General features: G+C 72.4%; 7 protein-coding genes. 2 read left to right on the top strand and 5 right to left on the bottom strand.

All coding sequences use genetic code 11. The features are described 5' to 3' along the window. Nucleotides 1–216 precede the first annotated feature (216 nt). Complete coding sequence (gene glpX, locus ACWCXC_RS09925) at nucleotides 217–1,248, bottom strand: class II fructose-bisphosphatase (protein WP_450683603.1); 1,032 nt, start codon at nucleotides 1,246–1,248, stop codon at nucleotides 217–219. Between the two features lie 141 nt (nucleotides 1,249–1,389). Between glpX and ACWCXC_RS09920 the strand changes: the two genes are divergently transcribed. Then, a complete protein-coding gene (locus tag ACWCXC_RS09920) occupies nucleotides 1,390–1,908 on the top strand; it encodes a DUF4245 domain-containing protein (protein ID WP_450887840.1) in 519 nt (172 codons plus the stop codon). Nucleotides 1,909–2,005: 97 nt separating this feature from the next. Here ACWCXC_RS09920 and ACWCXC_RS09915 read toward each other — a convergent pair whose 3' ends face one another. The 4 genes from ACWCXC_RS09915 to ACWCXC_RS09900 form a co-directional block, all read right to left on the bottom strand. Next, nucleotides 2,006–2,596, bottom strand: a complete 591-nt coding sequence (locus ACWCXC_RS09915; RefSeq protein ID WP_450683601.1) for a malonic semialdehyde reductase — start codon at nucleotides 2,594–2,596, stop codon at nucleotides 2,006–2,008. A 133-nt stretch (nucleotides 2,597–2,729) separates the two neighbouring features. Beyond that, nucleotides 2,730–2,981, bottom strand: coding sequence for an exodeoxyribonuclease VII small subunit (locus ACWCXC_RS09910; protein ID WP_450683600.1), 252 nt, complete (start codon nucleotides 2,979–2,981; stop codon nucleotides 2,730–2,732). Between the two features lie 10 nt (nucleotides 2,982–2,991). Continuing rightward, entirely contained in the window at nucleotides 2,992–4,245 is a 1,254-nt protein-coding gene (xseA, locus tag ACWCXC_RS09905) for an exodeoxyribonuclease VII large subunit (protein WP_450887837.1), read from the bottom strand. Between the two features lie 101 nt (nucleotides 4,246–4,346). Then, on the bottom strand, nucleotides 4,347–5,711 hold the full coding sequence (locus tag ACWCXC_RS09900; RefSeq protein ID WP_450887835.1) for an APC family permease: 1,365 nt from the start codon (nucleotides 5,709–5,711) through the stop codon (nucleotides 4,347–4,349). 104 nt (nucleotides 5,712–5,815) lie between these two features. Here ACWCXC_RS09900 and ACWCXC_RS09895 point away from each other — a divergent pair, with 104 nt between their 5' ends. Further along, nucleotides 5,816–6,805: a 4-hydroxy-3-methylbut-2-enyl diphosphate reductase gene (locus ACWCXC_RS09895; protein ID WP_450683597.1), complete on the top strand. Its 990-nt coding sequence runs from the start codon at nucleotides 5,816–5,818 to the stop codon at nucleotides 6,803–6,805. Nucleotides 6,806–6,856: the final 51 nt, after the last annotated feature.

Raw genomic sequence — 6,856 nt, 5'->3', positions numbered from 1 at the left:
AACGGCCCGGGGCCCGGAAACGGCCCGGGGCCCGGAAACGGCCCGGGGCCCGGAAACGGCCCGGGGCCCGGAAACGGCCCGGGGCCCGGAAACGGGCCGGGTCCCGCCCGCGCGAAGAGGCGCCCCCACCGCACATGGGGGGCGCCTCTTCGGGCGGACGGGACCGGCGCGTCCGGTCCGCCGCGCGCGGCGGGGTTCACCTCGCGCGGCGGGGGCTCACTTCGCGCGGTCGAAGTCGATCGCGCTGTACGCGCGCAGCTTCGAGAGCCGGTGGGTGGAGGCGATCGTGCGGATCGTGCCGGACTTGGACCGCATGACGATGGACTCGGTGGTCGCGGTCTCCGAGCGGTAGCGCACCCCGCGCATCAGCTCGCCGTCGGTGATGCCGGTCGCCACGAAGAACACGTTGTCGCCGCTGACCAGGTCGTCCGTGGACAGCACCCGGTCCAGGTCGTGCCCGGCGTCCAGGGCCCGCTGCCGTTCGGCCTCGTCCTTCGGCCAGAGCTTGCCCTGGATGACACCGCCGAGGCACTTTATGGCGCAGGCCGAGATGATCCCCTCGGGCGTGCCGCCGATGCCCATGAGCAGATCGACGCCGGTTCCCTCGCGGGCGGCCATGATGGAGCCGGCCACATCGCCGTCGGAGATGAACTTGATCCGGGCGCCGGTCTCCCGGATCTCCTTCACGATGCCCTCGTGGCGCGGCCGGTCCAGGACGACGACCGTGACGTCCTCGGGCATCGAGTTCTTGGCGCGCGCGACGCGGCGGATGTTGACGGAGACGGGGGCGTTGATGTCGACGAACTCGGCCGCCTCGGGGCCCGTCACCAGCTTGTCCATGTAGAACACGGCGGACGGGTCGAACATGGCGCCCCGGTCGGCGGCGGCCAGCACGGCGATCGCGTTGGGCATGCCCTTGGCGTTCAGCGTCGTGCCGTCGATCGGGTCGACCGCGATGTCGACCTCGGGCCCGGTGCCGTCGCCGACGCGCTCGCCGTTGAACAGCATGGGGGCCTCGTCCTTCTCGCCCTCACCGATGACGACGACACCGTTCATCGACACGGTGGAGACGAGGGTCCGCATGGCCTTCACGGCGGCGCCGTCGGCGCCGATCTTGTCCCCGCGGCCGACCCAGCGCCCGGCGGCCATGGCGGCGGCCTCGGTGACCCGGACCAGCTCCAGAGCGAGGTTGCGGTCGGGGGCCTCCGGGGAGACCTCCAACTGCGACGGCAGATGATGCTCGGACATCGGAGCGCACCTTTCTGTACGACGACGACCGGATGAGGGTGATGTGACTCTATCGTCACGTCGATAAAATGAGCAGACCGGGTCACTTTTGAGCGGGCGCCCCCGGTTCGGCCGGGCCGGCGCTGATGCGACGATGGGTCCGTGGCAAAGCAGCGTGGCAAGCAGACAGCGCGGGACATGTTCCTGTCGGTGATGGTGATCGCCGCCGTGGCGGGCGTCGTCTACCTCTTCGTTCCGCACGACGACAAGGCCGATCCGGTCAAGGCCGTCGACTACCGGGTGGAGCTCCTGACGGCCCGGCGCGCGGCCCCGTACCCGGTGGCGGCCCCCGGCGGTCTGACGGATGAGTGGAAGGCGACCTCCGTGCGGTACGACGGCGCCTCCGGCAACAGCTGGCACCTGGGCTTCCTCGACCCGGACGGCAAGTACGTCGCGGTCGAGCAGTCCACCGCCGCGGTCCAGAAGTACGTCACCGAGGTGAGCCAGCAGGCCAAGGACACCGGCCGCACCCAGCAGGTGGCCGGGGAGACCTGGCAGCGCTGGGAGGGCCCGCGCTACGACGCGCTGGTGCGCCACGACAAGGGCACGACGACGGTCGTGACCGGCTCCGCGTCGCCGGAGCGGCTGGCCGAGATGGCGGCGGCGCTCAAGACCTCCTGAGCGGAGCGCGTGCGCCAAGGGCTGGCGGACACGGCAAAGGCCCCGGAGCGCTGCTCCGGGGCCTTCCTCGTGTGCGTACGCCCCTGGGGGCGGCGGCTCAGACGGTCGTGACGACCTCGTCGTACGCGAGACGCGGCAGACGCGGGAACCAGGCGTCCTCGCCCGGCTTGCCGATGTTGACGACCATGAGGAGGCTGTGGTCGGCGTCCAGGAACTCCTTCTCGATGCCCGCGGCGTCGAAGCCGGTCATCGGGCCCGCGGCCAGGCCGGCGGCGCGGACGCCGATGATGAAGTAGGCGGCCTGGAGGGCGGCGTTCAGACCGGCGGCCGACTCGCGGACCGGGCGCTCGGAGAAGAACGCGTCCTTGGCCTGCGGGAAGTGCGGCAGCAGGGCCGGGAGCTCCTCGTGGAACTCGTTGTCGGCGGCCAGGATCGCGACCAGCGGGGCGGTCGAGGTCTTGGGCTGGTTGCCCTCGGCCATGTGGGAGACCAGACGGGCGCGGGCCTCGTCCGAGCGGACCAGGACGACGCGCAGCGGCGACTGGTTGAACGCGGTGGGGCCGTACTTGACCAGGTCGTAGATCGCCTGGACCTGCTCGTCGCTGACCGGCTCGTCGGTGAACGTGTTGGCGGTACGGGCCTCGCGGAAGAGGAGGTCCTGGGCGGCGGGGTCAAGAACGAGGGACATCGGGGGATTACCTTCCGGACGTACGCGGGGATCGGGCAACGCGGATCACCGTACGGCAGGATTAGGTTAACTTTCAACTAAAACGGTGGGGGAGTGATCCACTCCACAGCGCGGGCCCCTTGCGCCCGCGCAGCTACTCCGTACCCGCGGACGGCCGGCTCTCCGCCCCGTCGTCCGGGTCCGCCAGGGCCGCGTCGAGCCGGGCCCGCGCGCCCTCCAGCCAGCGGCGGCACACCCCGGCCAGCTCCTCGCCGCGCTCCCAGAGCGCGAGGGAGTCCTCCAGCGAGGTCCCGCCGGCCTCCAGCCGGCGCACCACCTCGATCAGCTCGTCGCGCGCCTGCTCGTAGCCGAGCGTGCCCGTGGCCGCTGCCGCCTCGTCCGTCATGTGATCCACCCTATGCGTCGCTTCGGTCGGTCTGATCGGGTGCGGCCCCGTCCGGCTCCGCGACCCGTACGGTGAACTCGCCGCCCGCGACCCGGGCCCGCAGGGCGTCACCGGCCGGGCCGGCGTCCCCGGGGGAGCGCACGACGTGCCCGTCCGCCCGCTGGAGGACCGCGTAACCGCGCTCCAGGGTCGCGGCGGGGGAGAGCGCGACGACCCGGGCCCGGGTGTGGGCCAGCTCCGAGTCCGCCCGGTCCAGCAGATGGCCCAGGACCCGCCGGCCCCGGCCGATCAGCGCGTCCACCTCGGCGGCGCGCTCGTCGACCATGCGGTGCGGGTGCTCCATCGAGGGCCGCCCCAGGGCGTGGGCCAGGCCCCGCTCCTCCCGGTCGAGCAGCCCCCGTACCGTCCTCAGTGCCCGGTCCCGCAGCTGCCGCACCCGGTCCAGCTCCTCGCCCACGTCCGGCACGACCTTCTTCGCCGCGTCGGTCGGCGTGGAGGCGCGGACGTCCGCGACCAGGTCGAGCAGCGGGGAGTCCGGCTCGTGCCCGATCGCGGAGACGACCGGGGTGCGGCACCGCGCCACCGTACGGATCAACTGCTCGTCCGAGAACGGCAGCAGGTCCTCCACGCTGCCGCCGCCGCGCGCCACGACGATCACGTCCACCTCGTCGAGCGCGTCCAGCTCCTCGACCGCCCGCACCACCTGGTTCACCGCGTGCACCCCCTGCACCGCGGCGTTGCGCACCTCGAAGCGGACGGCCGGCCAGCGGCGGCGGGCGTTCTCCAGCACATCGCGCTCGGCCGCCGAGGCCCGTCCGCAGACCAGCCCGATCAGCTGCGGCAGGAACGGCAGCGGCTTCTTCCGGTCGGCGGCGAACAGGCCCTCGCCCGCCAGGGACCGCTTCAGCTGCTCCAGCCGCACCAGCAGCTCACCGATGCCCACCGGCCGTATCTCCGTGGCCCGCAGTGAGAGCTGGCCGCGCGGCGCGTACCACTCGGGCTTGGCGAGGACGACGACTCGCGCGCCCTCCGTCACCACGTCCGCGATCCGGTCGAACACCTGCCGGAAGCAGGTCACGCTCACCGAGATGTCGTGCGAGGGATCGCGCAGCGTCAGGAAGACCACCCCGGCCCCCGGCCGCCGCGAGAGCTGCGTGATCTGCCCCTCGACCCAGACCGCGCCCAGCCGGTCGATCCAGCCCCCGATCAGCCGCGACACGTCACCGACCGGCAGCGGGGCGTCCGGAGAAGTTTGCAGAGCCATGCGGCGAGCGTATCGGCCGCCACCGACAGCGAAGGGTTCCATGGGCCCCCGGTACCGACGGCGAGCGGTTCCAGGGCCCCCGGCACCGGCGGCGAACGGTTCTACGACCGTCCCGCCACCCGGCCCCGCTGGGCGACGAGCACCGCCAGCCCCACCGCCAGCCAGCAGGCGCCGACGATCTGGGCGCTGCCCGTCGCCTCCACGATCACCGCGATCAGGATCCCCGCCCCGACCACGGGGATCAGCACATGACGCCACCACACGGGCGGCCCCTCCATCCGGCGGACGGCGAACCAGCCGACCACCGACGCGTGCAGCAGGACGAACGCGGTCAGCGCCCCGATGTCCACCACCGAGACCAGATGGTCGAGACCGTCGTCGCGCCGGGCCGCCCACACCGCCGCGACCAGGGTGATGGCGGCGGCGATCAGGATCGCCGGACGCGGCACGCCCGACCGCGCGTCGACCTTGGACAGCAGCGCGGGCAGCCGCCGCTCCCGGGCCATCGCGAAGACCAGCCGCCCGGCGGCCGCCTGCCCCGCCAGCGCCGCGAACGCCGCCCCGATGGCCTTGCTGACCGCCACGAGATCGTGCAGCCAGGTGCCGACCGAGGCGTCCACCGTGTCGTAGAAGGCCGACCCCTGCGCCTCCGGATCGGCGGCCAGCTCGGCCGACGACATCGGCTCCAGGAGCGCCGCCAGATACCCCTGGGCGACGAACAGCGCCCCCGCCAGCACCAGGCAGAAGAGCACCGCGCGGGCCACCTTCCGCGAACCGCCGGCCACCTCCTCCGCGAACGAGGCGATGGCGTCGAAGCCCAGATACGAGAGCACCGCCACCGACACCGCGCCCAGCACGGCCGTCGTGGAGAACCCGGAGTCACCGGTGAGCGGGGTCAGCCAGCCGCGCCGCGCCCCGTCCCGGACGAGCACGACCACCGCCGAGCCCAGGAAGACCAGCAGGACGGCGATCTCCATGGCCAGCACCGCGAAGCCCACCCGGGCCGCCGCCCGGACCCCCCAGAGGTTGAGGAAGGTGGTGACGACCACCGCGAGGGCCGTCCACACCCAGCGCGAGACCTCCGGCACCAGGGCGTTCATCGCGATCCCCGAGAAGAGGTACGCGACGGCCGGGATCAGCAGGTAGTCGAGCATCGCCATCCACCCGGCGATGAACCCCGGCCCCTCCCCGAGCCCCTTGCGCGCGTACGTGAAGACCGAACCGGCCAGCGGGGCGACCCGCACCATCTGGGCGTAGCTGAAGGCGGTGAACGCCATCACGACGGTCGCGGCCACGTAGACGAGCGCCACGGCACCGTCCGACTTGGCGTCCAGGGTGCCGAACACGCCGACCGGGGCCATCGGGGCGATGAACAGCAGCCCGTAGACCACCAGGTCCCGGAAGCCGAGCGTCCGCCGCAGGCGCGCCTGCTCCGTGGAGCCGGAATCCGTCCCGTTGCCGGCCATGAGCCCTCCGTAGGTAGCGTCGGGACCAGTCTCCGTACCCGCCGCCCCGCGCGCCCGTCGGGTACGGCCTTACGGCCCCACCCGCCGAGGAGGAGGCCGTTACGATGGGGCGCATGACTGCTACGACCCCCCGACGCGTCCTCCTCGCCGCTCCCCGTGGCTACTGCGCGGGCGTGGACCGTGCCGTGATCGCCGTGGAGAAGGCCCTGGAGCAGTACGGCTCCCCGGTCTACGTGCGCCACGAGATCGTCCACAACAAGTACGTCGTGCAGACCCTGGAGAAGAAGGGCGCGATCTTCGTCGAGGAGACGGCGGAGGTCCCCGAGGGCTCGATCGTCATGTTCTCCGCGCACGGCGTCGCCCCGACCGTGCACCAGGAGGCGGCCGAGCGGAAGCTCGCCACGATCGACGCCACCTGCCCGCTCGTCACGAAGGTCCACAAGGAGGCCGTCCGCTTCGCGCAGGACGACTTCGACATCCTGCTGATCGGCCACGAGGGCCACGAGGAGGTCATCGGCACCTCCGGAGAGGCCCCCGACCACATCACCCTGGTCGACGGCCCCGAGGACGTGGCGAACGTCGAGGTGCGCGACCCGTCCAAGGTCGTCTGGCTCTCCCAGACCACCCTGTCGGTCGACGAGACGATGGAGACCGTCGGCGCGCTCAAGCAGAAGTTCCCGCTCCTGGTCTCGCCGCCCAGCGACGACATCTGCTATGCCACGCAGAACCGTCAGGTCGCCGTGAAGCAGATGGGCGCCGACGCCGATCTGGTGATCGTCGTCGGCTCCAAGAACTCCTCGAACTCGGTCCGCCTGGTCGAGGTCGCCCTCGGCGCCGGCGCGGGCGCCTCCCATCTGGTCGACGGCGCCGACGAGATCGACGAGTCCTGGCTGGAGGGCGTCTCCACGGTCGGTGTCACCTCCGGCGCCTCCGTGCCCGAGGTGCTGGTCGACGGGGTGCTGGCGTGGCTGGCCGAGCGCGGTTTCGAGGACGTGGAGATCGTCAAGGCGGCCGAGGAGTCCATCGTCTTCTCGCTGCCGAAGGAACTCCGCCGCGACCTGCGCGCGGAGGCGGCGGAGCTGGCGGCCGAGTAGCCGGGGCGGCGGGACGCCGTCCCCCGGGCTTCGCGTTCCGGAAGTGGGCGG

This window comes from Streptomyces sp. NPDC001515, from assembly GCF_053597115.1.
Note: the sequence above shows the minus strand (reverse complement) of the source record. Positions and strands in the feature narration are given on the sequence as shown.